The sequence below is a fragment of the Pseudomonas sp. Q12-87 genome (genome assembly GCF_001269755.1).
GTDB lineage: Bacteria > Pseudomonadota > Gammaproteobacteria > Pseudomonadales > Pseudomonadaceae > Aquipseudomonas > Aquipseudomonas fluorescens_S.
The window spans coordinates 1-24619 of the sequence record NZ_LHVI01000033.1 but is presented as its reverse complement, the minus strand read 5'-3'; the positions used below and the strand labels follow the sequence as shown (position 1 = coordinate 24619).

General features: G+C 60.8%; 22 protein-coding genes and 1 pseudogene. 10 read left to right on the top strand and 13 right to left on the bottom strand.

The genetic code is table 11. The annotated features are described in order from the left end of the window. The first annotated feature begins 15 nt into the window (after window positions 1-15). Window positions 16-1998, top strand: a complete 1983-nt coding sequence (locus tag AD663_RS23795; RefSeq protein ID WP_256217240.1) for a hypothetical protein — start codon at window positions 16-18, stop codon at window positions 1996-1998. Between the two features lie 165 nt (window positions 1999-2163). After that, complete coding sequence (locus tag AD663_RS28680; RefSeq protein ID WP_083455194.1) at window positions 2164-2943, top strand: HNH endonuclease; 780 nt, start codon at window positions 2164-2166, stop codon at window positions 2941-2943. Between the two features lie 432 nt (window positions 2944-3375). Here the strand turns inward: AD663_RS28680 and AD663_RS23790 are convergent, their stop codons facing one another. The 7 genes from AD663_RS23790 to AD663_RS23760 form a co-directional block, all read right to left on the bottom strand. Beyond that, the gene (locus tag AD663_RS23790) at window positions 3376-4107 is read right to left on the bottom strand and encodes a helix-turn-helix transcriptional regulator (protein ID WP_053214649.1); all 732 of its coding nucleotides are present in this window, start codon (window positions 4105-4107) and stop codon (window positions 3376-3378) included. Between the two features lie 194 nt (window positions 4108-4301). Further along, a complete protein-coding gene (ppa, locus tag AD663_RS23785) occupies window positions 4302-4829 on the bottom strand; it encodes an inorganic diphosphatase (protein ID WP_053214648.1) in 528 nt (175 codons plus the stop codon). Window positions 4830-4940: 111 nt separating this feature from the next. Further along, window positions 4941-5753, bottom strand: a complete 813-nt coding sequence (locus tag AD663_RS23780; protein ID WP_053214647.1) for a zinc-dependent peptidase — start codon at window positions 5751-5753, stop codon at window positions 4941-4943. Between the two features lie 5 nt (window positions 5754-5758). After that, entirely contained in the window at window positions 5759-6406 is a 648-nt protein-coding gene (locus tag AD663_RS23775) for a DedA family protein (protein WP_053214646.1), read from the bottom strand. 379 nt (window positions 6407-6785) lie between these two features. Continuing rightward, window positions 6786-7247, bottom strand: coding sequence for an N-acetyltransferase (locus AD663_RS23770; protein ID WP_053214645.1), 462 nt, complete (start codon window positions 7245-7247; stop codon window positions 6786-6788). Between the two features lie 105 nt (window positions 7248-7352). Beyond that, entirely contained in the window at window positions 7353-8177 is an 825-nt protein-coding gene (gene eutC / locus AD663_RS23765; protein ID WP_053214644.1) for an ethanolamine ammonia-lyase subunit EutC, read from the bottom strand. A gap of 27 nt (window positions 8178-8204) precedes the next feature. Continuing rightward, window positions 8205-9599 carry an ethanolamine ammonia-lyase subunit EutB gene (locus AD663_RS23760; RefSeq protein WP_053214643.1) on the bottom strand — a complete coding sequence of 465 codons (1395 nt, stop codon included), beginning with the start codon at window positions 9597-9599 and terminating at the stop codon, window positions 8205-8207. Between the two features lie 52 nt (window positions 9600-9651). Between AD663_RS23760 and AD663_RS29715 the strand changes: the two are divergent. Beyond that, window positions 9652-9741, top strand: a pseudogene (locus AD663_RS29715) (metal ABC transporter ATP-binding protein); the annotation flags it as partial. A 64-nt stretch (window positions 9742-9805) separates the two neighbouring features. Here the strand turns inward: AD663_RS29715 and eat are convergent. Then, window positions 9806-11176 carry an ethanolamine permease gene (eat, locus tag AD663_RS23755; RefSeq protein WP_053214642.1) on the bottom strand — a complete coding sequence of 457 codons (1371 nt, stop codon included), beginning with the start codon at window positions 11174-11176 and terminating at the stop codon, window positions 9806-9808. Window positions 11177-11453: 277 nt separating this feature from the next. Further along, the gene (locus tag AD663_RS23750) at window positions 11454-12974 is read right to left on the bottom strand and encodes an aldehyde dehydrogenase family protein (RefSeq protein WP_053214641.1); all 1521 of its coding nucleotides are present in this window, start codon (window positions 12972-12974) and stop codon (window positions 11454-11456) included. A 467-nt stretch (window positions 12975-13441) separates the two neighbouring features. Between AD663_RS23750 and AD663_RS23745 the strand changes: the two genes are divergently transcribed. From AD663_RS23745 to AD663_RS23730, 4 genes are all read left to right on the top strand, one after another. Then, complete coding sequence (locus AD663_RS23745) at window positions 13442-15349, top strand: sigma-54-dependent Fis family transcriptional regulator (protein WP_053214640.1); 1908 nt, start codon at window positions 13442-13444, stop codon at window positions 15347-15349. Between the two features lie 309 nt (window positions 15350-15658). Further along, window positions 15659-17008: a UDP-N-acetylmuramate:L-alanyl-gamma-D-glutamyl-meso-diaminopimelate ligase gene (mpl, locus tag AD663_RS23740; protein ID WP_053214639.1), complete on the top strand. Its 1350-nt coding sequence runs from the start codon at window positions 15659-15661 to the stop codon at window positions 17006-17008. Beyond that, complete coding sequence (gene ubiX / locus AD663_RS23735) at window positions 17005-17652, top strand: flavin prenyltransferase UbiX (protein ID WP_053214638.1); 648 nt, start codon at window positions 17005-17007, stop codon at window positions 17650-17652. The genes mpl and ubiX overlap by 4 nt, the downstream gene beginning before the upstream one ends. Then, a complete protein-coding gene (locus tag AD663_RS23730) occupies window positions 17645-17929 on the top strand; it encodes a YceK/YidQ family lipoprotein (protein ID WP_053214637.1) in 285 nt (94 codons plus the stop codon). The genes ubiX and AD663_RS23730 overlap by 8 nt, the downstream gene beginning before the upstream one ends. Window positions 17930-18200: 271 nt before the next feature. Here the strand turns inward: AD663_RS23730 and AD663_RS23725 are convergent, their stop codons facing one another. From AD663_RS23725 to AD663_RS23715, 3 genes are all read right to left on the bottom strand, one after another. Next, on the bottom strand, window positions 18201-18842 hold the full coding sequence (locus AD663_RS23725; protein ID WP_053214636.1) for an oxidoreductase: 642 nt from the start codon (window positions 18840-18842) through the stop codon (window positions 18201-18203). Window positions 18843-18869: 27 nt separating this feature from the next. After that, the gene (locus AD663_RS23720) at window positions 18870-20588 is read right to left on the bottom strand and encodes a C13 family peptidase (RefSeq protein WP_053214635.1); all 1719 of its coding nucleotides are present in this window, start codon (window positions 20586-20588) and stop codon (window positions 18870-18872) included. A gap of 102 nt (window positions 20589-20690) precedes the next feature. After that, a complete protein-coding gene (locus tag AD663_RS23715; protein WP_003185804.1) occupies window positions 20691-21146 on the bottom strand; it encodes a MaoC family dehydratase in 456 nt (151 codons plus the stop codon). 192 nt (window positions 21147-21338) lie between these two features. On the opposite strand from AD663_RS23715, the gene AD663_RS23710 reads away from it, so the two are divergent. From AD663_RS23710 to AD663_RS23700, 3 genes are read left to right on the top strand one after another with little or no spacing between them, the layout of a single operon-like run. Then, entirely contained in the window at window positions 21339-21704 is a 366-nt protein-coding gene (locus AD663_RS23710) for a CidA/LrgA family protein (protein WP_003185802.1), read from the top strand. After that, on the top strand, window positions 21701-22417 hold the full coding sequence (locus AD663_RS23705) for an LrgB family protein (protein ID WP_003185800.1): 717 nt from the start codon (window positions 21701-21703) through the stop codon (window positions 22415-22417). The genes AD663_RS23710 and AD663_RS23705 overlap by 4 nt, the downstream gene beginning before the upstream one ends. A 10-nt stretch (window positions 22418-22427) precedes the next feature. Further along, window positions 22428-23018 (top strand): LON peptidase substrate-binding domain-containing protein, encoded by a 591-nt coding sequence (locus AD663_RS23700; protein ID WP_003185797.1) that lies wholly within the window; start codon window positions 22428-22430, stop codon window positions 23016-23018. A gap of 127 nt (window positions 23019-23145) precedes the next feature. Here AD663_RS23700 and AD663_RS23695 read toward each other — a convergent pair whose 3' ends face one another. Beyond that, window positions 23146-24462 carry a bifunctional DedA family/phosphatase PAP2 family protein gene (locus AD663_RS23695; protein WP_053214634.1) on the bottom strand — a complete coding sequence of 439 codons (1317 nt, stop codon included), beginning with the start codon at window positions 24460-24462 and terminating at the stop codon, window positions 23146-23148. Window positions 24463-24619: the final 157 nt, after the last annotated feature.

Below are 24619 nucleotides of genomic sequence, written 5' to 3'. Positions count from 1 at the left end.
GCAGGGAGCGAAACGGTGCAGGAATTGATCCAGCAATTGTCGGAAGTCAGGCACAGTCCGCGTTTATGGTTCGAGCGTCTGACCCTCTTTAGTGAAACGGGTCCTGAACACGTTCTTCGCACCGTTACTTTTAAGCGTGGCCTGAATATTGTCTGGGCTAAGGAACCGGTGGCTGGTAGCGCCTCTGGAGTACGTGCAGCAGGCCATGGAGTTGGCAAGACCTCGTTATGCCTGTTATTGCGTTTGTGTCTGGGAGATACAGCCAAGGCCGTCAGTGAGGTGCGTGAGGAGTTGTTCGGTGAGTTCCCGCAGGGTGGTGTCGCGGCCGTTCTGCATGTAGAGGGCCAAGTATTCACCCTGTTCCGCCATTTCAATACCTACAAGGAAGGTATTGCTCTGGAAGGTGACGACATCAATGCTCTATGGGGCGAGGAAACCGGCGATACAGACCGCTCATTTATACAGCACCTTTCAGACACCATGATGGCTAAGGTCACGCCCCGCGCCATCCCGGAAACAGATCAGGCTATTGAATGGCGCCACCTTTTGGCTTGGGTCAGCCGCGACCAAGGCTCGCGCTTTAAGTCTTTTTTCTCTTGGCGCGAGGGCGAGGGCACGGGTTTGCAGCGCAGTCGCCAGGATCCACCCATTATCATGCGTGCAGTGTTGGGTTTGCTGGATCAAGCGGAATCAAGCCTCATGAGTCGCTTGGCTGAGTTGGAAGCGGACCTGGAGCTTGCGAAGAAGCAAACGGCCGCGTTGTTGCTTGAGCCAGTATTGATCCGCCGGCGCATTGAGTCGGACCTACGTGCTTGGCGGAATCTACCGGATAGCTTACCGATGCACGCTGAGGATTTGTTTGCTAACTCAGTGGTAAAGGAAGTGCGTAACGCTGCAGATAAGACAGAATCTGCATTGCAGGACTGGAATGAACGCCAAGAGGAGGCCGAACAAAATCTAGCAAAGCTGCGTGCAGAAGTAACGGAACTACAGACTCAGCTCAACAGGGCGTATTTGGAGTATGACCATGTTGAGGCAGCAAGGGTGGGAGATGAGGATGCCTATAAAACAATTGGCATGAAGTTACTGAGGCTCACTCAACTTGCAGGGGACTGTCAAGAGGGAAATATTCCGTTTTCGAAATGCCAGCACATCCAAGCAGAAGTTGCGCGTTTGCAGGTAGCTAATCTAAGAGATGAGCGTGATAAGAAAGCCTTGAGTCGTGCCATGGAAGAGTCTGCGTCACGGGCGGTAGTTGTACTTCAGCGTAAGAAACAGCTCGAAGTAAAACTTCAGAGTCTGGAGGTGGCCGAAGCTGATTTGGTTGATAAACGCAATAAAATTCGTGAAGTGCGGGATAAAACGTCTCATGAAGCACGTCGTGGAGAGGAACTGCTTGTTGAGATGAATCGTTGGGAGACGTCGGCAGGCTCGTCAGTTTCCCAAGCTGCTATTGATCAGTCCTGTGCCAAGTCTGACGGCATCGGGCGCGATATAAGTAGCATCCGAACTCGGTTGGCGATAGTACAGAAAGATTTATCAACCCGAGAAAAGCGTATAGCCAGCATCATGGATCGTTTTACGAGAGAACTGCTTTCCAATGATGCGTTCGGCGCATTCGATCCTCGCGATGAAAACCGACCCTTCCGTATATCGATGCGAGGCGGTGAAGCCTACCGTGTGTTGGAGGTTCTATTGGGCGATATCGCATGCCTTATGGAAAGCGCAGGGGATGGTAATGCGTTTCCTGGTTTGGTCATTCACGATTGTCCACGCGAAGCGGATATGAGCGCCGGGTTGTATGAGGGGTTCTTACTATTAACTGATCGTCTGCAGAAAGCTTTTGACGTCGGCGCGAATATTCCGTTTCAGTACATAGTGACCACGACCACCCCTCCACCAGGGGAGCTGATCGGTAGCGAGCAGGTGTGCCTGGTACTTGATCCGAGTTTTGACGATGGCATGCTTTTCAAACGTCGATTTTCTGAGACGGCATGAAACCGCGGATTTCTCTCAATGGTTTAGCCAGGTTTGTCGGTTACGACTCAATTGTCGCATTTTCTAGATACAGGGATTTTTTGTCATGAGGTTACCTGGAAAATCCCGAAATAGTGAGTTCTGTTGCCTATTCGAGCAGCATAAGTTAGCGCGGATGAGTTTCCGATGAATTCTCTTCAGCGAGCCCTAATAGAAAAAATCGGCATGGACAATGGTTTTGAGCACACACTTATTGTCGAGATGGGTAGCGTCACCCTTGCATCGGCTCGACATCCAGCCTGTGCCACAGTCGTGGTAGTGGGCAGTGGTTTCAAAATCCACTTCAAGTCAGATAGTGCTTCTTTGCCTCCTGAGTTGTTATGCAGCTCTCCAGCAGAACAGCAGGCCGGCGACGGACTTAGAGTAGCCGACGAAGCCGCATTAGCAGCTTTGCTGCGTCGAACTGCTGGATTATGCTGTGCGCTGCCTAGTCAAATTGCAGTTGGCTACGATAGGGCCGTTGCTGAGGCGTTGGCGGCTTTACCTTGTCGAACGGCGGATACCGAAATCGAGCGCTTTGTGCGTCTGCGTGTGGGCCAGCAAAAATTCCGTCAGGCATTGCTTGAATATTGGCGGGGCTCATGTGCCGTGACGGGTGTTGCGCTGCCTGAGGTATTACGTGCCAGTCACGCCAAACCATGGGCAGAATGTTCATCTGATGCTGAGCGACTAGATGTGTTTAACGGTTTTCTGCTTATTGCCAATTTGGATGCTCTATTCGATCGATTTCTGATCAGCTTCGATGATCAGGGCGGTCTGCTGATTTCTCCTCAACTTCCTGTGATTGATTTACAACAGCTCGGAATTCATTCCGGAATGAGGCTTCGTTGGTTGGCTACTGAACATCAGAAATACCTGGGCTTCCACCGCTCGGTTTATGAGGCTTACAGCATAGCAGCACGATGATTAGGGTTCAGCGGTCTGCTAGACAACCGTAATAGATGTTTTAAACAAGTCTGAGGGTGGTCGCTTCGAGCACTGCCGACCCTATTGTTCAATTTTGGTAGACGGAAGTGCTTTCCAACAGACATTAAAAAGCCGGCTTATGGCCGGCTTCTCGTTGACTAACTCAGTTCGTTTTTGACAAACCTCACCAGCCTTCAAAACGTACATCCGGCTCTTGCGGCCGGCTGTGGGACTTGGTCAGAAAGTGATCTGCCTTGTCGGTGCGAGGCGTGGGCTCGCAAATGTGGGGCGGAGGGTACTCGGGTTTTCTTTAGAATCCAAGTGGTAAGTGGTGTGGAATCATTGGGTTATCGGTGGTTCAGGGGGAAAGCGGGGGGCTGCTGCGCAGCCCAGCGGGAGCAAGCTCCCTCGCCACGGGGGGATGCAAATGCTTCAGTCGAATACGGGTGGTCTCTGTTTGTTGAGGGTGGACCACCAGAACACCCAGCCAATCACGCGGATGTTCTGCGCGTCGATCTGCTCGGCATTGAAGACTTCGTCCGGGTAGGCCGCGCTGTTGTGGCTGCGCAGGCGCAGTCGGTTGCCGGGGATGCGGTGCAGGTATTTGATGCGCAGCATGCCGTCGTGCTCAAGCGCATAGATTTGGCCGTCGACGATTTGGGTCAGGCCGCGGTCGATGGCGAGGGTGGAGCCGTCTTCGATGCGTTCGGCCATGCTGTCGCCGACCATGGTGATGCAGATGGCGTCGCTGGGGTTGATTTCGAGGGATTCGAGGTGGCTGCGGGGCAGGCGGATGGATTGGTCGGGGATTTCGACGATGTGGGTTTTGGTTTCGCCGGGGGCGATGGGGACTTCCTTATAAAAAGGCAGTTCGATGTCCGTGGGTTCCAGCACGCTGTAGACGCCATCGTTTTCGGCCGCCTCGTAGGTGGTGCCGGGGCCGAGGCCCAATGGGGTTTGCGGGCCTTCGCCGTGGGCGAGCCATTCCGGGCTGACGGTCAGCAGGCTGGCGATGGAGTGGATGCGCCCTGGCGGGATGCCACGGTTGAACCAGTTGTTCACGTGTTGGGATTTCACGCCGTATAACTTCGCGAAGTCGGCGGATCGGATGTTCGCTTCTTTTAGAAGGGCTCGGAAGCGGTCGCCACTGGAAAGTATTTTCATAAACGGAAAGTTTAGGGGCGACTGTGTTTTCGGCAATAAACATGTCGTTCAAATATATAAGACGATCTTTCCGTTTTTGGGATTTGAAAGGCGCGGGCTAAACGTGGGTAAACGGTGTTAATACGGCTTCGTATTAGAAACCATTAAGGCATAAAAAAACCCCGGGGCAAACCGGGGTTCTTTTCAAGTTTGTTTCAGCCTTGGTAGGCGGCAACCGACTTGGTGATCGCTTCGCGGGCGGCGTCTGCGCCGGCCCAGCCTTCGATCTTGACCCACTTGCCTTTTTCGAGGTCTTTGTAGTTCTCGAAGAAGTGTTCGATCTGCTGGATCAGCAGTGGCGGCAGGTCGGTGTATTCCTTCACGTCGACGTACAGTTGCGACAGTTTGTCGTGTGGCACTGCGATGACTTTGGCATCGCCGCCGCCGTCGTCGGTCATGTTCAGGATGCCGACTGGACGGGCGCGGATGACCGAGCCTGGGGCCACTGGGTATGGGGTCACGACCAGCACGTCGAGGGGGTCGCCGTCGTCGGCCAGGGTGTTGGGGATGTAACCGTAGTTGGCCGGGTAGAACATGGGGGTGGCCATGAAACGGTCAACGAACAGGCAGTCGCTGTCTTTGTCGATTTCGTATTTGATCGGGGCGTGGTTGGCCGGGATTTCGATCGCGACGTAGATGTCGTTCGGCAGGTCTTTGCCAGCCGGAATCTTGCTGTAGCTCATTGGGCGGTGCCCCCGTTAGTTGACCAGAACACTGGTCGGATTGACCAAAAAGTGGCGGCGATTATAGGCATATTCAGCCGTCGATGCCACGTCAGCAGGGTCTTAGAGACCTTAGTATGACGCCTGATAGACCGGATCTTCGGCCTGAAGTTGCCGCAGCCGGGCCAGCGGATCCTGGCGGTAGAAGGCCTTGAGCTGTTCATAGACCTTTGGATAGGCCTGGTGCAGCAGGTCCGGGGCGCTGAAGAAGTATTCGCTGGTGACGGCGAAGAACTCGGCGGGGTTTTCGGCGGCGTAGGGATCGATGAGGGTTTCTGCGTCTGGGTCGTGGTCGAGCTGGCGGTTGAGGTCGTCGAAGGCCTGTTGCATGGCTTCGGCCCAGTCGCTGACGCGCATGTCGGCGTGGAGTGGCGGCAGGCCGTTGGCGTCGCCGTTGAGCATGTCGAGTTTGTGCGCCAGTTCGTGGATCACCAGGTTGTAGCCTTCCCAGCCGCCGCTGGCCATCACACCGTCCCAGGCCAGGATGATCGGGCCCTGGGGCCAGGCTTCGCCGCTGTGTTCGCCGTCCCATTCGTGCTCGATGCCGCTGGCGTCGCGGTGGCGCTGGGGGCTGAGGAAGTCGTCGGGGTAGAGGACGATTTCGTGGAAGCCCTGGTACCAGTTCAGCTCGCCCAGGTGCATCAGTGGCAGTTGAGCCTGGGCGGCGAGGAGCAGGCGTTGTTCCTGGTGCAGTTCGACGCCGGGCAGGGCGGTCAGGTGTTTGTCATGCAGGAACAGCACGCAGGCTTCCCGCAGCCACTGGTCCTCGGCGGCGCTGATGCCGTCGAGGAAGCTCAGTTGATGGCGCACGCGTTGCCAGGTGTCCTCGGCCACGGGGTGCTTGGCGAGGGTGCGCTGGCGGCGCCAGGTGCTCAGGGACCACATGGTGATCAGGCTTTCGAGGCGCGCTGGTTCAGTTTGCTGCGGACCAAGCTGATGATCATCGGCAGCAGCGACACGAGGATGATGCCCACCACCAGCAGCGACAGGTTCTGCTTGATGAACGGTACGTTGCCGAAGAAGTAGCCGAGGGTCACCAGGCCGCCGACCCAGAGGACGGTGCCGAGGACGCTGAAGCCGAGGAAGCGCAGGTAGTTCATCTTGCCGACGCCGGCGACGAAGGGGGCGAAGGTGCGGATGATGGGCAGGAAGCGCGCCAGGGTTACGGTCTTGCCGCCGTGTTTGTCGTAGAAGTCGTGGGTCTGCTGCAGGTAGTCGCGGCGGAAGATTTTTGAGTTGGGGTTGCTGAACAGTTTTTCGCCAGCGGTGCGGCCGATGAGGTAGTTGGTGCTGTCGCCGAGGATGGCGGCGAGCATCAGCAGGCCGGCTAGCAGCATTGGGTCCATGGCCCCACCGGCGGCGACGGCGCCAGCGATGAACAGCAGGGAATCGCCGGGCAGGAAGGGCATCACCACCAGGCCGGTTTCGCAGAAGATCACCAGGAACAGGATGGCGTAGACCCAGGTTCCGTAGTTGGTCACCAGCAGGTCGAGGTAGACATCCAGATGCAGGATGAGGTCGAGGGGGTTGAAATCCATGTAGGCACCTGTGGTGGCGGCCTGGCTCGGCAGGCTTTGGGTCTGGCTTCTTAGTAGGGCTACAGAGTGTGTAGCTTTTTCTTACAAGCTGGGAAGAGCGGCATTATACGGCGCGGATTGTGAAGCGCGTGTTGAGTTTGTAGCCGGGGATTTCGGTGGTGTTGTGGCTGGGTGGAGGGCTCTTGTGGCGAGGGAGCTTGCTCCCGCTGGGGCGCGGAGCGGTCCTAAACCCAGCCGACTCGATCATCTGATATACCGCGTGCTCAGGTTTTGGGGCTGCTGCGCAGCCCAGCGGGAGCAAGCTCCCTCGCCACGGGGTGTGGTGTTGTGTCAGGGGGGAGGGGATAAATCCCCTCACCACAGAGGTATTGCTATCGGGTCAGAGCCCTTCGCTGATCGGCAATACGTAGTTCTTGAACTCGGTGTCTTCCTTGAAGCCGATCGACTCATAGGTTTTCTGCGCGACTTCGTTGTTGCTGCTGGTGGAGACGCGCATGCGCACGGCGTTGGTTTCCTTGGCCATTTTTTTCGCGGTGCGGATCAGGTTGTCGGCGACGAGTTGGCGGCGGGCGTCTTCGGCGACGTAGATGTCGTTGAGGATCCACACGCGCTTGAGCGACAGCGAAGAGTAGCTCGGGTAGAGCTGGCAGAAGCCCAGCAGCCGGCTGTCGTCGTCATCGGGCAGGGCCAGGTAGATCACCGATTCCTTGCGGCGCAGGCGTTTTTCAAGGAAGGCTCGGGACGAGTCCGGGTAGGGCAGCGAGCCGTAGAATTCCCGGTATTTGACGAACAATGGGGTCAGCAGGTCCAGGTGTTCCAGCGTCGCTTGGATAATCCGCATGGTAGGTCTCGCTTGAAAAGGTCGACATGAAGTCTGACAACAACGGCGGACTGCCGTGCCAAGATGCTGCCTGAAAGCGGATCAAAAGCGCAATGCAGTTCCGGATCAGCTTGGGGGCGGCGCCAGTAGGAAATTACCTTTCATATCGGCGGCGTTTTCCGCGTCTAGAGTGTGGAGCTGGGCTTCGTCCTTCAGATTCACCCCCGAGAGCTGTCGGCGACAGGCTTCGCGCATCAGGTAGATCAGGCGATGCGCCGCCATGCCGTAGCTCAGGCCTTCGAGGCGCACGTTGGAGATGCAGTTGCGATAGGCATCGGTCAGGCCGACCTTGGGGGCGTAGGTGAAATACAGCCCCAGGCTGTCGGGCGAGCTGAGGCCGGGGCGTTCGCCGATCAGGATCACCGACATTTTTGCGCCGAGCCGCTGCGCCACTTCATCGGCCACCGCGACACGGCCCTGTTCCACCAGCACCACCGGCGACACCGACCAACCGTCAGCGGCGGTCTGTTCTTCCAGCCGCGCCAGGAACGGCAGCGTATGCCGGTGCACCGCCAGCGCTGACAGGCCGTCGGCCACCACAATCGCCATATCCACGCCGCCGGGATGGGCCGTGGCGTAGTCATCGAGGATTTGCGCCGAAGCATCGTCGAGCCGTCGGCCCAGGTCCGGGCGCTGTAGATAGCTGTGTCGGTCGGCCGCCGCGCTGTGCAGCAGCAGGCTTTCGCGGCCGCGTTCAGTCAGTTGCGCACGAATGCCCTGATGGTCGAACGCCAGGTGCACCGCATCGCGGGCCTGGGCGTGGGCGTACTGGAAGTCCAGTTGCGCCGAGGTCGGCAGGCTGGTGCCGGTGCGACCCAGGGCGATGCGTGCCGGCGTGAGGTTGCGTAGGTTCAGCCAAGGGTTTTGCGATTCGACAGGTTTTTTATCCATGAGCAGGTCTCTCATCCCCAATGTGGCTTATCCCAAATGCGCGAGGGCGTGACGAAACGCCGGAGGCAGGTTGTCGCCGAACCGCACCCGGCCATCGGCCTGGGTGAAGATGCCCATGTTTGCCAGCCAGGTTTCGAATTCCGGTGCCGGTTTCAGGCCCAGGGTCTGGCGGGCGTAGAGGGCGTCGTGGAACGAGGTGGTCTGGTAGTTGAGCATGATGTCGTCGGAGCCGGGGATGCCCATGATGAAGTTGATCCCGGCCACGCCCAGCAGGGTCAGCAGGGTGTCCATATCGTCCTGATCGGCTTCGGCGTGGTTGGTGTAGCAGATGTCGCAGCCCATCGGCACGCCCAGCAACTTGCCGCAGAAGTGGTCTTCGAGGCCGGCGCGGATGATCTGTTTACCGTTGTACAGGTATTCGGGGCCGATGAATCCTACAACCGTGTTTACCAGAAACGGGTTGAAATGGCGTGCGACGGCGTAGGCCCGCGTCTCGCAAGTCTGTTGATCGACGCCGTGATGGGCATTGGCTGATAGCGCGCTGCCTTGGCCGGTTTCGAAGTACATCAGGTTGTTGCCCAAGGTGCCGCGATTCAGGCTGAGCCCGGCGTCGTAGCCTTCTTTCAAGATGTTGAGGTTGATGCCAAAACTGGCGTTGGCCGCTTCGGTGCCGGCGATGGACTGGAACACCAGGTCCAGGGGCACGCCCCGGTTCGCCGCTTCGATGGACGTGGTGACGTGGGTCAGCACGCAGCCCTGGGTGGGGATGTCGTAGCGCTGGATGATGGCGTCGAGCATTTCCAGCATGGCGCAGATCGAAGCGGTGCTGTCGGTGGCCGGGTTGATGCCGATCATGGCGTCGCCGTTGCCGTAGAGCAGGCCGTCGAGGATGCTCGCGGCGATCCCGGCGGGTTCGTCGGTGGGGTGGTTGGGTTGCAGGCGGGTGGACAGCCGACCGCGCAGGCCCAAGGTGCCGCGGAATTTGGTCACGACGCGGATTTTCTGTGCCACCAGCACCAGGTCTTGCACGCGCATGATCTTCGACACGGCGGCGACCATTTCCGGCGTCAGGCCCGGCGCCAGTGCCCGCAGGCTCTGTTCATCGGCAGCGTCGCTGAGGAGCCAGTCGCGAAAACCGCCAACAGTGAGATGACTGACGGTGGCGAAGGCGTGTTTGTCGTGGGTGTCGACGATCAGCCGGGTGACTTCGTCGGATTCGTAAGGGATCAGCATTTCTTGCAGGAAATGGCTGAGGGGCAAGTCAGCCAGCGCCATTTGCGCGGCCACCCGTTCACCGTCATTGAGCGCGGCGATTTCGGCGAGGAAATCCCCGGAGCGCGCCGGGCTGGCCTTGGCCATCAGCTCTTTGAGGCTGTCGAAGCGGTAGGTCTGGGCGCCGACGGAATGGGCGAATGCGGCCATGGGCGGTGTCCTCCTGATTCTCTAAAAAACTTAACACCACAGATCCAACCCTGTGGGAGCGGGCTTGCTCGCGAAGGCGGTATGTCATCCGACACCTGCGCTGAATGACACACCGCATTCGCGAGCAAGCCCGCTCCCACAAGGGCGGGACTGCGTGCACTTCTATATGGCAGGCACCGGGCCCTCGGCCCGGCGCCGGTGCAACTTCAGATACCTGTGAGCATAGCGTCCGCCGGTGCGTCGGAGCGTTGCTTGGCGGTCAGTTGGAAATACAGGTAACCGACAATCATGAAACCGAGGAACACCAAACCGATCACGGTGTTGAACCAGGCCATCGCCACCAGGCACACCACCGCCAGGAACAGCGCGATGCCCGGTACGATCGGGTAGCCCGGGGCGCGGAAGGTGCGTTCCAGGTTCGGTTCGCTCTTACGCAATCTGAACAGGCTGAGCATGCTGATGATGTACATCACGATGGCGCCGAACACCGACATGGTGATCATCGCTGCGGTCAGGGTCATGCCTTGCAGGTTGACCAGGCCATCGCTGTAGATCGCCGCGATGCCGATCACGCCACCGGCCAGGATCGCCCGGTGCGGGGTCTGGAAGCGCGACAGTTTCGCCAGGCCCCGTGGCAGGTAACCGGCCCGGGCCAGGGCGAAGAACTGGCGCGAGTAGCCGAGGATGATCCCGTGGAAACTCGCCACCAGGCCGAACAGGCCGATCCACACCAGCATGTGCATCCACGTTGAATTATTGCCGACCACAGCCTTCATGGCCTGGGGCAGCGGGTCGTTGATGTTCGACAGGGTGCGCCAGTCGCCCACGCCGCCGGCCATGATCATCACGCCGATGGCCAGGAACACCAGGGTCAAGATGCCGCTGACGTAAGCGCGGGGAATCGTGCGTTTCGGGTCCTTGGCTTCTTCGGCGGCCATGGCCGCGCCTTCGATGGCGAGAAAGAACCAGATCGCGAAGGGGATCGCCGCGAAAATGCCTGGGATAGAGGCGAGGCTGAATTCATTCGAGCCGGACCAGCCGTTGAGCACGAAATTGCTGAAACTGAAGCCCGGCGCGACCACGCCCATGAACACCAGCAGTTCGGCGACTGCCAGCACGGTGACCACCAGCTCGAACGCGGCGGCAATGCTGACGCCGAGGATGTTCAGGGTCATGAACACGATGTACGCGCCGACTGCCGCGAGCTTGGGGTCCAGTTCCGGAAATTGCACATTGAGGTAGGCGCCGATGGCCATGGCGATGGCCGGGGGCGCAAAGACGAATTCGATCAGCGTGGCGATCCCGGCGATTAATCCGCCTTTCTCGCCGAAGGCCCGTCGGCTATAGGCAAAAGGCCCGCCGGCGTGGGGAATCGCGGTGGTCAGTTCGGTGAAACTGAAGATGAAGCAGGTGTACATCAACGCCACCATGAGGGCGGTGACGAGAAAACCCAGGGTCCCTGCGGTGCCCCAGCCGTAGCTCCAGCCGAAGTACTCGCCGGAAATCACCAAGCCAACGGCGATGCCCCATAAATGCAGGGTGCCGAGTGTGGGTTTGAGTTGGTTGGTAGTTGTCATAAGTCCTCTCTGTCTTTTTTATTGTTTGATCTGTTGGACTTTCGGGTTTGCTGTGGAACGGGCATGCAAGGCTCATGCCAGAGCAGTGGGGCATTGATTCTGTGTGAGAATGAGTGCGCCATCGCGGGAAGTCGGGTCACCCGAAATGAAGCGCCATTCACTGATTCCTGTGGGAGCGGGCTTGCTCGCGAAAGCGGTTTGTCAGTCACTGATAAGGTGAATGTGCCGCCGTCTTCGCGGGCAAGCCCGCTCCCACAGGTTTTGTGGCGTTATGGAGTTAGAAGAACCCCAACGGATTGATGTCGTAGCTCACCAGCAGGTTTTTGGTCTGCTGATAATGGTCGAGCATCATCTTGTGCGTCTCACGACCCACGCCGGACTTCTTGTAGCCACCAAACGCAGCATGCGCCGGGTACAGGTGGTAGCAGTTGGTCCACACGCGACCGGCCTTGATCGTCCGGCCCATGCGGTAGGCGCGGTTGATGTCGCGGGTCCACAGGCCGGCGCCGAGGCCGAACTCGGTGTCGTTGGCGATCGCCAGGGCTTCGGCTTCGTCCTTGAAGGTGGTGATGCTCACCACTGGGCCGAAGATTTCTTCCTGGAACACACGCATCTTGTTGGTGCCCTTGAGCAGGGTCGGCTGGATGTAGTAACCGCTGGCCAGGTTGCCTTCGAGTTTTTCCACCTTGCCGCCGGTCAGCAGCTCGGCGCCTTCGCCCTTGGCGATTTCCAGGTACGAAAGAATCTTGTCGAATTGCTGCTCGGACGCCTGGGCACCGACCATGGTGTCGGTGTCCAGCGGGTCGCCGCGCTTGATCTGCAGGACTTTCTTCATCACCACTTGCATGAATTCGTCGTAGATCGATTCCTGGACCAGCGCCCGGGATGGGCAGGTGCAGACTTCGCCCTGGTTGAAGAACGCCAGCACCAGGCCTTCGGCGGCTTTTTCAATGAAGCTCGGTTCGGCCTGCATGATGTCTTCGAAGAAGATGTTCGGCGACTTGCCGCCCAGTTCCACGGTAGACGGGATGATGTTCTCGGCGGCGCATTTCATGATGTGCGAACCGACTGGGGTCGAGCCAGTGAAGGCGATCTTGGCGATGCGCTTGCTGGTGGCGAGGGCTTCGCCGGCTTCTTTGCCGAAACCTTGCACCACGTTGAGCACGCCTGGCGGCAGCAGGTCGCCGATCAGTTCCATGAGCACGCAAATGCCCAGTGGGGTTTGCTCGGCAGGCTTGAGCACGACGCAGTTACCGGCGGCCAGGGCCGGAGCGAGTTTCCACGCGGCCATCAGCAGCGGGAAGTTCCACGGGATGATCTGCCCGACCACGCCCAGCGGTTCGTGGATGTGATAGGCCACGGTGTTGCCGTCGATCTCGGCGGCGCTGCCTTCCTGGGCCCGCAGGCAACCGGCGAAGTAGCGGAAGTGGTCGGCGGCCAGGGGGATGTCGGCGTTGAGGGTTTCGCGCACGGCCTTGCCGTTGTCCCAGGACTCGGTGATCGCCAGCAGTTCGAGATTCTGCTCGATGCGGTCGGCGATTTTCAGCAGGATCAGCGAACGGGCCTGGACCGAGGTGGCACCCCAGGCATCAGCGGCAGCGTGGGCAGCGTCCAGGGCTTTGTCGATGTCTTCGGCGGTAGAACGTGGGAATTCGGCAATGGGCTGGCCATTGACCGGGGACGTATTGGTGAAGTACTGACCTTTGACAGGCGCGACGAACTCGCCGCCGATGTAGTTACCGTATTTTGCCTTGAACGAAACGATAGCGCCTTCAGTACCGGGGTGAGCGTAACGCATGATGAGTTCTCCTTGGCTTTTGTGCTTATAAGGGAGCCGCGCAAATACGCGCTGGTACTTAAGCCTAGAGCAAAGGTTGGGCCATTGCCTTGCAGGGCCCGTAAATCAAGACCTTAGGAGGAGTTGGTCGGACAAACGGATGGGGGGTGTGACGCTTGCGATACAGCGGGTGTGACAGTTTGTGCCAGATGCGAGACAGTCTGTGACTGGCAGGTCGCGCCAGCATTGCAAAGGCTGTTGGGCTGGAGGATGCTGGGCTACACCCAGTTGGCCTGCCAAGCACCGTTGTGGCGAGGGAGCTTGCTCCCGCTGGAGCGCGAAGCGGTCCCAAGGCCGCCAACTCGGTCAGCCTGATACACCGCAAACTCAGGTTTTGGGGCTGCTGCGCAGCCCAGCGGGAGCAAGCTCCCTGCCACGGGGTAATGTGTCGGCAGGTCCAAAAGGTCCTTCGGGGAGAACAATAAGAAATGCACAGCAACCACTTGAGTCGCCATGCCCAGCAAGTCCTGACGGTTACCCAGGGCAAGGCCCATCTGCAGGGGCCGGGCAGCGACCCGTCGATTGCCCGTTCCTGGCTGCGCTGCCTCGAGGACTATCACCTCGACCCGGCCCAGAACCTGGCGCCGACGGTGCTCGAACATGGCCGGGTGCTGGAAAGCCGCGAGCGCCTGCAACAAGTGCTGCACATCGCCGGCAATGAAATGAACAGCCTGCATCAACAACTCTCCGGCGCCGGCCACGCCGTGCTGCTGACCGACGCTCGCGGCGTGATCCTCAACTGCGTCACCGCCCCCAGCGAACGGAAGATTTTCGAACGGGCCGGTCTCTGGCTCGGCGCCGACTGGAGCGAAGCCTGCGAAGGCACCAACGGCATCGGCACCTGCCTGGTGGAACGCCAGGCCCTGACCATCCACCAGGAAGAACATTTTCGCGGCCGCCACACCGGCCTGACCTGCTCGGCCAGCCCGGTCTTCGACCCCCAGGGCGAACTGCTGGCGGTGCTCGACGTGTCCTCGGCCCGGCCGGACGTGTCGCGCCAGAGCCAGTTCCACACCATGGCCCTGGTCAACCTCTCGGCGAAGATGATCGAGAGCTGCTATTTCCTCCGTTGCTTCGAGAATCAGTGGCTGCTGCGCTTTCATTTGCAGGCCGAGTCCGTGGGGCTGTTCAGCGAAGGGTTGCTGGCGTTCGACGGCGAAGGCCGGATCAGCGCCGTCAATCAGAGCGCGCTCAACCTCTTGGGGCATATTCGCGGCGGTCTTCTGGGCCAGCGGGTGGAAGAGTTTTTCGACTGTTCTTTGGACGAGTTGCTCGGTCGCGCCAGCGCCCAGGCCAGCGCAAGTTGGCCGTTGCGCACCCGTGACGGTCGGCATCTGTTCGCCGTACTGCGCGGCCAACCCCGCAGCGTCCCGGTGCCGGTCGCCCCGGCGCTCAAGGTCATCGAGCCTGCGCGATTGCCGGGCATCTGCCTGGGAGATGCGGCGTTGCAGGAGCATTTTCGCAAAGCCTTGCGGGTGTTCGAACGCGATGTGCCGCTGCTGATCCACGGCGAAACCGGCTCCGGCAAAGAAGCCTTCGCCAAGGCTGTACACCACGCCAGCCAGCGCGCCGGCAAACATTTCGTCGCCCTCAACTGCGCGGCCATCCCGGAAAGCCTGATCGAGAGCGAGCTGTTCGGTTATCGCGGCGGCAGCTTCACCGGCGCGCGCAAGGAAGGTATGCGCGGCAAGCTGCAACAGGCCGACGGCGGCACGCTGTTCCTCGATGAAATCGGCGACATGCCTCTGGCCTTGCAGACCCGTTTGCTGCGGGTGCTGGAAGATCGCCAGGTGGTGCCCATTGGCGGCGAGCCCGAGGCGGTGAACGTGCGCATCATCAGCGCCACCCACCGTCAGTTGCTCGACCGGGTGCGGGACGGCAGCTTCCGTGAGGATTTGTATTACCGGCTCAACGGCTTGGAAATCCCGCTCCCGGCGTTGCGCGAGCGCAGTGATAAGTCTCAGTTGCTGGACTTCCTGCTGGCCGAAGAGGCGGGCGCTGACGCCGTGACCCTCGACGAACCGGCGCGCCAGGCATTGCTGGGCTTCGACTGGCCGGGGAATGTGCGGCAACTGCGCAATGTGCTGCGGACCCTCGCCGCGTTGTGTGACGACGGGCGAATCGGCCTGGAAGACCTGCCGGCGATGATTCGCCAGCGTCCAGCGACGGTGATGGTTGAACCGGTGGCCGAGCGGCCGTTGGACGACGCCGAACGGTTGGCGCTGATCGACGCGCTGGAGCGTCAGCGCTGGCACATGACCCACACCGCCGAACAATTGGGCATCAGCCGCAACACCCTCTACCGAAAACTGCGCAAACACGCCATCGCCCGCTGACAACCATCATCCCCCAGTCAACCCAGCTCTATGTGGCGAGGGAGCTTGCTCCCGCTGGGCTGCGAAGCAGCCCCCAGTTTCTTTCCACCCTGAAACCGAAGGCGACTGCTGCGCAGTCGAGCGGGAGCAAGCTCCCTCGCCACATAAAGCCGGGTCGTACATTCAACATTGCTGCCAACTGACCCACTGCCATCGCGAGCAAGCTCGCACACAGGGAATTTGCGGTGTCCCAGCGGCGGGAAATCGAAACACAAGGTGCGATTTCCCCCTCCCTACGCTAACCTGCGGCCATGTTTTACGAGGTCGACTATGCACATCCATATTCTCGGTATTTGCGGCACTTTCATGGGTTCGATGGCTGTCTTGGCCAAGGAACTGGGCCATCACGTCACCGGCTCCGACGCCAACGTCTACCCGCCGATGAGCACCCAGCTGGAAGCCCAGGGCATCGAGCTGACCCAAGGCTACGACCCGGCGCAACTGGACCCGGCGCCGGACCTGGTGGTCATCGGCAACGCCATGTCCCGGGGCAACCCAGCGGTGGAATACGTGCTCAACAAGGGCTTGCCATACGTGTCCGGGCCGCAGTGGCTGGCCGATCATGTGCTGCAGGGCCGTTGGGTCCTGGCCGTGGCCGGCACTCATGGCAAGACCACCACCAGCAGCATGCTCGCCTGGGTGCTTGAGCACGCGGGCATGAGCCCGGGCTTCTTGATCGGTGGCGTGCCGCAGAACTTCTCGGTGTCGGCGCGCCTGGGTGGCACGCCGTTCTTTGTGATTGAGGCTGATGAATACGACAGCGCGTTCTTCGACAAGCGCTCGAAATTCGTCCACTACCGACCACGCACGGCGATCCTCAACAACCTTGAATTCGATCACGCCGACATCTTCCCTGATCTGCCGGCCATCGAGCGGCAGTTCCACCATTTGGTGCGCACCATCCCCAGCGAGGGCCTGGTCATTCACCCGACCACCGAGCCGGCGTTGCAGCGCGTCATCGAGATGGGCTGCTGGACCCCGGTGCAAACCACCGGCGCGGGCGGGCAGTGGCAAGTGAAGTTGCTCAAGGACGATGGTTCGCAGTTCGAAGTGATGTTCGAAGGCGTGTCCCATGGCGTGGTCGAGTGGGACATGACCGGCCAGCATAACGTCGCCAATGCCCTGGCCACCCTGGCGGCGGCCCGCCATGTTGGCGTGGTGCCGTCCATGGGCATTGCCGCGTTGAGCGCGTTCAAGAGCGTCAAGCGCCGCATGGAGAAAGTCGCCGAAGTGCGCGGCATCACCATTTATGACGACTTCGCTCACCATCCGACCGCCATCGCCACCACCCTCGACGGTTTGCGCAAGCGTATCGGTGATGCGCCGCTGATCGCGATCATCGAGCCGCGTTCCAACTCCATGAAGCTCGGCGCCCACCGCGACGGCCTGCCGGAAAGCGTGGTCGATGCCGACCAGGTGATTTGGTACGCACCGGCCAACCTCGGCTGGGACCTGGGCGCCACCGCCGCGCTGTGCACGGTGCCGTCGATTGTCAGCGACTCCCTGGAAGGCATCATCGAGCGCGTGAAGAGCCAGGCCCAACCCGGCACTCATGTGGTGATCATGAGCAACGGCGGCTTCGGCGGCCTGCACGGCAAACTGGCCGAGGCGCTGAAATGAACACTCGCTTGGAAAGCAACGGCCCCGAACGCATCACGCTAGCGATGACCGGTGCTTCCGGCGCCCAGTACGGCTTGCGCCTGCTCGATTGCCTGGTGCGGGAAGACCGCGAGGTGCATTTCCTCATCTCCAAGGCGGCGCAGTTGGTGATGGCCACCGAAACCGACGTGACCCTGCCGCCCAAGACGCAGATGATGCAGGCTTTCCTCACCGAGTACACCGGGGCGGCGGCGGGACAAATTCGTGTGTATGGCAAGGAAGACTGGATGTCGCCGGTGGCTTCGGGCTCCGGCGCGCCGGCGGCCATGGTGGTAGTGCCATGTTCCACGGGGACGCTGTCGGCGATTGCGACAGGGGCCTGCAACAACCTGATCGAACGGGCTGCGGACGTCACGCTCAAGGAGCGTCGCCAGTTGATCCTGGTGCCGCGGGAAGCGCCGTATTCGAGCATTCATCTGGAGCACATGCTCAAGCTGTCGAACATGGGCGTGACCATCCTGCCGGCCTCGCCAGGGTTTTATCACCAGCCACAGACCATCGATGACCTGATCGATTTCGTGGTCGCGCGGATTCTCAATCTGCTGAACATCCCCCAGGACATGCTGCCGCGCTGGGGCGAGCATCATTTGAGCATTGATGAATAAGCTGCTGATGGTCTTGCTGGCGCTGCAGCTGACCGGCTGCGCCACCGCCCGCACCCTCGACGCCGCCAAGCCCGGCGCGCCGGTGGTGTATGCGGGGACACGGCTGGATCTCTACGCGCTTAATGGCGGCTGCTGCGCCAAGGACCGCTTTGGTGCTGAAGCCCCAAGCTACCCGGGTGTCGACCTGCCGGGCAGTGCGTTGCTCGATACCTTGTTGCTGCCGTTGTCGTTGTTTACGGCGATGGGTGTAGGGTTCCAAGCCACTGGCGGGCTATAAAAAACACCACGACCCCCCGTGGCGAGGGAGCTTGCTCCCGCTGGGCTGCGCAGCGGCCCCAAGCTTTTTGCTCTGATTCAAACCCGAAGGCGACTGCTGCGCAGCCGAGCGGGAGCAAGCTCCCTTGCCACAATAAGTGTTCGACTTTGGACCGGCGGTGCGCCCTTCGCGAGCAAGCCCGCTCCCACAGTTGACCAAATTTCTCCAGAAAGAATGCGATCCCTGTGGGAGCGAGCTTGCTCGCGATGAGGCCCAGTCAGACGCTGCAGAATCATTTGCCCAGCTTACGCAACTCATCCGACTCCACCACCCGCACCCCGTCCTGTTCTTCCAGCGCCAGGCGCCACATGGCGCGGGCCAGTTGGCAGGCTTCGATGCCGTGGTATTTGCCCGGGATGAGTTTCGACAAGGGCCCGGCCAGTTGCTCGGCCAGGCGTGGTTCGACGCGCTCGCCCAGCAGCAGTGAAGGACGGCAGATGGTCAACTGCGGCCAGTCCTGGGCCTTGAGGGCCGCCTCCATTTCGCCTTTGACCCGGTTGTAGAAAATCGATGACTTGGCGTCGGCGTTCAGGGCGCTGATCACAATCAAATGCCGTGCCCCCAGTTCCCGGGCACGCTTGGCAAAGGCCACGACCAGGTCCAGGTCCACCGCGCGAAAAGCCTGTTCCGAGCCGGCCTGCTTGATCGTCGTGCCGAGGCAGCAAAAGGCGATGTCGACCTGGCCGCCGAGGCGGGGCAGTACATCGGCCGGTTCCCCAACCGGGTTTTCCAGGTGTGGATGTCTGGCCAATGGCCGACGGGTCGGCGCCAGTACTCGCGTGATCGTCGGCTCGCTGAGCAGCCGATCGAGCAAGTGTTCCCCGGTCAGCCCGGTGGCACCGGCGAGCAAAACATGCTGAGGCGTCAAGTACATAGTGTTTCCCCCTTGATACGGTTCAGCTTAGTTGCTCTTTTTGGCCTCGTCGTTCAATGCAGCACTTTGCAATGCTTTTCGCGCCTGTTGTTTGCGCAGCAGTCCCCAGTGGGAAAGCACCGTCCGGGGCGCCCATATCTGCGGCTCGGATGCTTCGAAATTGTCTGCCTGTTCCCGCTCGGCAACGATGCCCTTGGCCCGTTTGAAGGCTTGTTCCAAGTCATCGGTCTGGTTCAGCGCCTGGGCGAACAGCGCGTCGCCGAAGTAAGTGAAGTTGGCCTCTTCGGAACAGCCGAAGGACACCCGGTCGGCCCGGGAAGCGGTCATGATCAGCGTGCGTTCATCCTTGAGCGCCGGAATGAAACCGCCGGAATAGCACGCCGAGATCACCACGATCTTGTCGCGGTTCTTCAGCGGCGCCAGCACCACGGCCAGCTCGTCGGCGGGCAGGTCGGCCAGTTCCATGCGCGGTTGATCGAGCACCAATTCATGCTCGCTGGTGCCGTGGCTGGTCAGGTAGATGAAGATCAGGTCTTCCGGGCCGCTGCGTTCGGCCAGGGTGGCGGCGGCGCGGCGCAGGCTTTCGCGACTGGCCATGGGCCGGTCGCCGAGGTGATCGCGATGGTTGACCAGGCGAATCTGGCCGAACGCGCCAAAGCGGCTGGCGAGCATGTTGGCGACGTAGTCGGATTCGCGCAGGAACACGCTCTGCTTGCCGTCGCCGCCCAGGGTCAGGCTGTACAGCTCTATCGCCGGGGTGGAAGCGGGAATGTTCGCCAGGGCATCGTCCAGCAGGCGGCCCTGGGCCAGGATGCCGCGTTCGAGCACATCCGGCAGCAGCCTGCCGTCGGCGTCGCGGATCCGCTGGCCGTTGGCCCAGGTGCCGCTTTGGACGGTGCCGTCGGTCAGCACCAGGGTGCCGCGCCCATGGTAGCTGTCGCTTTCGAACTGGCCGACATAAAAGCTGCCATCGGGCAGGTTGAGTCGTCCCTCACCGGTGAAGCGCCATTCATTGAAGTGGCCAAGATAATGACTGCCATCGGCGCCGATCAATTCGCCCTTGCCGGTCAGCGCGCCATCCTTGAACTGGCCGATCCAGACATCGCCGTCGGCGTTTTCGTAACGCCCGCGACCGTTGAGCTGGTTGTTCTTGAAGCCACCGACATAAACATCGCCATCGGCGCTGTTGAAGGTGCCCTTGCCCTGGAGCTGGCCATCGACGAAGTGGCCGGTGAACTGGTTGCCGCTGGCATCGAAGCGTTGGCCTTCGCCGTTCGGCTTGCCGTTGACGAACGGGCCTTGGTACTGGCTGCCGTCGTCGAGCTCGAGGCGCCCGAGGCCGGAGTACCGATCGGCCTTGAACTCGCCACGGTAGGTCATGCCGTTTTCCTTGAGCGTCCCTTCACCGTCCCGCCGGCCTTGCTTGAAGCTGCCGGTGTAGCTGCTGGTCGGCGTGGTCAGGCTGCCCTGTCCGTGGAACAGGCCTTGCTGGAATTGGCCGCGATAGACCTCGCCATTGCTGCCATGCCACTCCCCGGTGCCGTGCCACTGGCCTTTGTCGAACTGGCCGGCGTACCAGCTGCCGTTGGGATAGTCGATGCGCCCCTGGCCTTGCAGCAGCCCGTCCACGAGGTCGCCGCGATAGCGTCCGCCATCGGGCAGGCGCGCGTCGGGGGGCAGCAGCGAATCGCCATCACCGCAGGCGGTAAGCAACAAGGTCAGGGTCAGGGGGACAAGTGTGCGCATAACAGGATCCAGTTGATCAGGCGACGAGTATGCCGCAGCTATGCGCGTTAGATATACAGAAGCGGTGCGAAACTGCCTGAGCGGTTTCGCCGCCGCGTGGGGCTAGACGAAGCAGAGCGACAGGGGCTCGGCGATGTAGGCGGGTTTTTCCGACCCTTCGATTTCCAGGGTGGCGGTGGCCTTGAGCAGCCATTGGCCGGGTTTTTTCTCGGTGACTTCCACCAGGTCGACCTTGAGCCGGACCTTGGAATCAACCTTCACCGGCTGGATGAAGCGCACGCTGTCCAGCCCGTAATTGACGACCATCTTCACGCCTTCGGGCAGGATCAGGATGTCTTCCATCAGCTTGGGCATCAGCGACAGCGACAGGAAACCGTGGGCGATGGTGCTGCCGAACGGGGTCTGTGCGGCCTTGACCGGGTCGACATGGATGAATTGAAAGTCGCCAGTGGCTTCGGCGAACAGGTTGATGCGGTCCTGATCGATGGTCAGCCATTCGGAACGTCCAAGTTCCTTGCCGACATAATCCTTGAGCGCTGCAACGGGAACGTAGGGCATTGAGACTCTCCTTGGTTCATCTGTTTTGTCTTTTTTTGAAGCGGGGATCTGTGCCCCCGGAGAACCACTGTAGATCAACATGACGCGCGATGAAGGTCACCGACCATGCTTTTTACGAATGCCGACCCATAGCGCGGGCATGCTTATAATGCCGGCGCATTCTTTGAGTAAGCGTTGCAGGGGAGAGGACGGATGTTGCTACGGGGCCTGACCTGGCTGGTGCTGTTTCAATTGCTGGGCACTGCGATCAATCATTTGTTCTTGCCGGTATTGCCGGGGCCGATCATCGGCCTTTTGCTGTTGCTGGGTTATTTGATCATTCGCGGCGAAGTCGGCGAGCCCTTGAACCTGGCCGCCGCAAGCCTGCTGCGCTACCTGCCGTTGCTGCTGGTGCCGCCTGCCGTGGGGGTGATGGTCTACGCCCGGGCCATCGCCGCCGACTTCTGGGCCATTGTCGGTGCGCTGGTGTTGTCGCTGGTGCTGTCCATGGCGTTTACCGGCGTGTTGATGCAGCGCCTGTCCAGGCGTCACGCGCCTGCGCCGGAGGACGGCCAATGATCCTCGACTGGCAAGGCGCATGGAGTTCGGTGATCCATCATCCGCTGTTCGGCATCGGCATTACCCTGGGCGCCTACCAACTGGTGCTGGCGGCGTTCGAGAAGACCCGCTGGGTGTTCCTGCAACCGGTGCTGATGTCCATGGTGCTGCTGATCGGCGTGCTGGTCGGTTGCGGCATCAGCTACGCCGAGTACCGCAAGAGCACCGAGATTCTCAGCATCCTGCTGGGCCCGGCCACGGTTGCCCTGGCGGTGCCGTTGTATTTGAATCTGCGACGGATCCGGCAATTGTTCTGGCCGATTTTTACTACGCTGGTGATAGGCGGGGTGTTTGCCACCGGCTCTGCGGTGGCGCTGGGCTGGGCGTTTGGCGCCGAACACATGATCCTGATGACCATGGCGCCCAAGTCGGTGACTTCGCCGATTGCCATGCTGGTGGCTGAGCAGATTGGCGGCGTGGCGGCCATGGCAGCGGTATTTGTGCTGATCACCGGCGTACTCGGGGCGATTCTGGGCCCGAGCATTCTGAACAAGCTCGGTGTCCATAGTCCTGAAGCCCGGGGCATGGCCCTGGGGCTGACGGCCCATGCGGTGGGCACGTCGGTGGCGCTGCAGGAAAGCGAGGAGTCCGGTGCCTTCGCGGCGCTGGCGATGAGTCTGATGGGCGTGGCCACGGCGGTATTGCTGCCGTTGGTGGTGTCGATGACGGTCTAAGGAACTGGTTATGAACTTGCCGCTTTTCCCGTTGAACACCGTGCTGTTTCCTGGCTGCACGCTTGATTTGCAGATTTTCGAGGCGCGTTACCTCGACATGATCGGTCGCTGCATGAAAAAGGGCGAAGGGTTTGGCGTGGTGTGCATTCTCGATGGCGAGGAAGTCGGCAACGCGCCCGACGGCTATGCGCGGGTCGGTTGTGAAGCGCGTATCACTGATTTTTCCCAGCAGGAAAACGGCTTGCTGGGCATTCGCGTGCAGGGCGGGCGGCGTTTTATCGTGCACAGCAGCAGCGTCCAGCCGGATCAGTTGACGGTGGCTGAAGTCGAGTGGCTGGAGGAAGAGCCGGAACAGCCGCTGCAGGATGAAGACGCTGACTTGGTGGCGCTGCTCAAGGCCCTGGCCGAGCACCCGATGGTCGAAGCCCTGAACATGGGCACCGAAGCGACCGGCCAGCAGTCGTTGGCCAATCAACTGGCCTATCTGCTGCCGTTCAATGAATTGGACAAGATCGACCTGCTGCAACTCGACGATCCCCAGCAGCGCCTGGATGCGATCCAGGCTTTGCTGGATGAGTTGCAGGGCGAACTGTTCGCCTGAATCCATCCGTCCCTACTGTGGGAGCGGGCTTGCCCGCGAATGCGGAGTGACATCCAAGACATGTATTGACTGACCCACCGCATTCGCGAGCAAGCCCGCTCCCACAGGGGGCGCCAACGCTTCGGCATCAATAGGCATACCGCAACATCGCATGCGGCAGGTGCCGCAGTGCAAAGAAGCTGAACACCGCCACCAGCGCCGGCAGGATCAACCACCAGATTTTCGGCGGCATGGCCGGCAGTGGCGCCTGGCGCTGGCTCAGCCACAGGACGGCGGCACAGACGCTGGCGGCGAGCACGGCCCCGGCGACGACATCGCTTGGCCAATGGGCCCCCAGATACACCCGCGACGAGGCAATCGCCAGCGCCGGCAAGCAGGCCAGCAGCAGCCAGGTCAGGCGCAGCCGTGGCGGTTGTCCACGCCCGGCCAGGATGGCGAGGCTCAGGAACAGCGCGAACGCCCCGGAGGCATGGCCGCTGGGCATGCTGTAGCTGGTCAATGGGTCGGTCAGGATCTCCGGGCGTACCCGGGCGAAGAAGTGCTTGCTGCCGGTGTTGGCCAGGGAAGTGAGCAGCATCGTGCCGCCGGCGAAGATTGCCTGGCGCCATTGGCGCGCCAACAGCAGCAGGGCGGTCAGCAGGGCGCTGAAGATCAGCATGTTGCGGAATTCGCCGATCAGCGTGAAGGTCACGGCGATTTCGTCCATCGCCGGGCTGCGATGCTCCTGGACCAGGGCCACCAACCCCTGGTCGAAGGCGGTCAGGTAACGAAAACCGATGAACAACCCGATCAGGATGACCAGGCCAATGCCCGCGATCAGCGCGGAGGCATGGCGATGACGCCGCAGGCTGCTGTTGACGCTCAAGCCGAGCATCACCGCGATACTGCCGATGACGACACCGGCCTGGGGCCAGAAACCCTCCGGCAACGGCAGCCGGAACGCTGCACCCGTGGCCCAGCCCGGCAGCAGGTAAGCCACGGTCCAGCCGGTTGCGGCCAACAGGCTGACGGCGGCGAAGCGCGGGAACGGCATGTCGCACATCCCAGCCACCATCGGCAGCATCGGTCTTAGCGGGCCGATAAAACGGCCGACCAGCAGGCTGGCGATACCGTAGCGCTGGAAATAGCTTTCCGCCGCGCTCATCCATTCGGGATGCTGGCGCAGGCCTGGCAGGCGGCGGATGTTCTGGTGGAAGTTCCGGCCCAGGAAATATGAAATCAGGTCCCCCAGCAGACCGCCGAGCAGGCCGAGCAGCAACGTCTCTCCCAGGGACAGCGCACCGCTGCCGGCCAGCACGGCGATGGCGAACAGCATCACGGTGCCGGGCACGATCAACCCGGCAATGGCCAGGCACTCCACACAGGCAACAATGAACACCGCCACCGCCAGCCATTGCGGGTTGACGCTCAGCCAGCCGGTGATGCTATCGAGCCATGGGCCCATAAAGACAACTCCATTGAATATTGATCGGCATGCAGTTTTCTGTGTGAGCGAGCCTGCTGTGAATGAAAATTCAAGATTACTGAAGATTCAAACTGTGGGAGCGGGCTTGCTCGCGAATGCGGTGTGTCAGATAAATCAATGTCAACTGACACACCGC

Coding starts and splice junctions, on each gene's coding strand:
- ppa (WP_053214648.1), bottom strand. CDS start 4,829: ATGAGCTACAGCAAGATTCCGGCTGGCAAAGACCTGCCGAACGACATC.
- eutC (WP_053214644.1), bottom strand. CDS start 8,177: ATGGATAAAAAACCTGTCGAATCGCAAAACCCTTGGCTGAACCTACGC.
- AD663_RS23705 (WP_003185800.1), top strand. CDS start 21,701: ATGATCCTCGACTGGCAAGGCGCATGGAGTTCGGTGATCCATCATCCG.
- AD663_RS23720 (WP_053214635.1), bottom strand. CDS start 20,588: ATGCGCACACTTGTCCCCCTGACCCTGACCTTGTTGCTTACCGCCTGC.
- AD663_RS23730 (WP_053214637.1), top strand. CDS start 17,645: ATGAATAAGCTGCTGATGGTCTTGCTGGCGCTGCAGCTGACCGGCTGC.
- AD663_RS23790 (WP_053214649.1), bottom strand. CDS start 4,107: ATGAAAATACTTTCCAGTGGCGACCGCTTCCGAGCCCTTCTAAAAGAA.
- AD663_RS23700 (WP_003185797.1), top strand. CDS start 22,428: ATGAACTTGCCGCTTTTCCCGTTGAACACCGTGCTGTTTCCTGGCTGC.
- eat (WP_053214642.1), bottom strand. CDS start 11,176: ATGACAACTACCAACCAACTCAAACCCACACTCGGCACCCTGCATTTA.
- AD663_RS23710 (WP_003185802.1), top strand. CDS start 21,339: ATGTTGCTACGGGGCCTGACCTGGCTGGTGCTGTTTCAATTGCTGGGC.
- AD663_RS23760 (WP_053214643.1), bottom strand. CDS start 9,599: ATGGCCGCATTCGCCCATTCCGTCGGCGCCCAGACCTACCGCTTCGAC.
- AD663_RS23770 (WP_053214645.1), bottom strand. CDS start 7,247: ATGCGGATTATCCAAGCGACGCTGGAACACCTGGACCTGCTGACCCCA.
- AD663_RS23695 (WP_053214634.1), bottom strand. CDS start 24,462: ATGGGCCCATGGCTCGATAGCATCACCGGCTGGCTGAGCGTCAACCCG.
- AD663_RS23775 (WP_053214646.1), bottom strand. CDS start 6,406: ATGGATTTCAACCCCCTCGACCTCATCCTGCATCTGGATGTCTACCTC.
- AD663_RS28680 (WP_083455194.1), top strand. CDS start 2,164: ATGAATTCTCTTCAGCGAGCCCTAATAGAAAAAATCGGCATGGACAAT.
- AD663_RS23725 (WP_053214636.1), bottom strand. CDS start 18,842: ATGTACTTGACGCCTCAGCATGTTTTGCTCGCCGGTGCCACCGGGCTG.
- AD663_RS23780 (WP_053214647.1), bottom strand. CDS start 5,753: ATGTGGTCCCTGAGCACCTGGCGCCGCCAGCGCACCCTCGCCAAGCAC.
- ubiX (WP_053214638.1), top strand. CDS start 17,005: ATGAACACTCGCTTGGAAAGCAACGGCCCCGAACGCATCACGCTAGCG.
- AD663_RS23750 (WP_053214641.1), bottom strand. CDS start 12,974: ATGCGTTACGCTCACCCCGGTACTGAAGGCGCTATCGTTTCGTTCAAG.
- AD663_RS23745 (WP_053214640.1), top strand. CDS start 13,442: ATGCACAGCAACCACTTGAGTCGCCATGCCCAGCAAGTCCTGACGGTT.
- AD663_RS23715 (WP_003185804.1), bottom strand. CDS start 21,146: ATGCCCTACGTTCCCGTTGCAGCGCTCAAGGATTATGTCGGCAAGGAA.
- mpl (WP_053214639.1), top strand. CDS start 15,659: ATGCACATCCATATTCTCGGTATTTGCGGCACTTTCATGGGTTCGATG.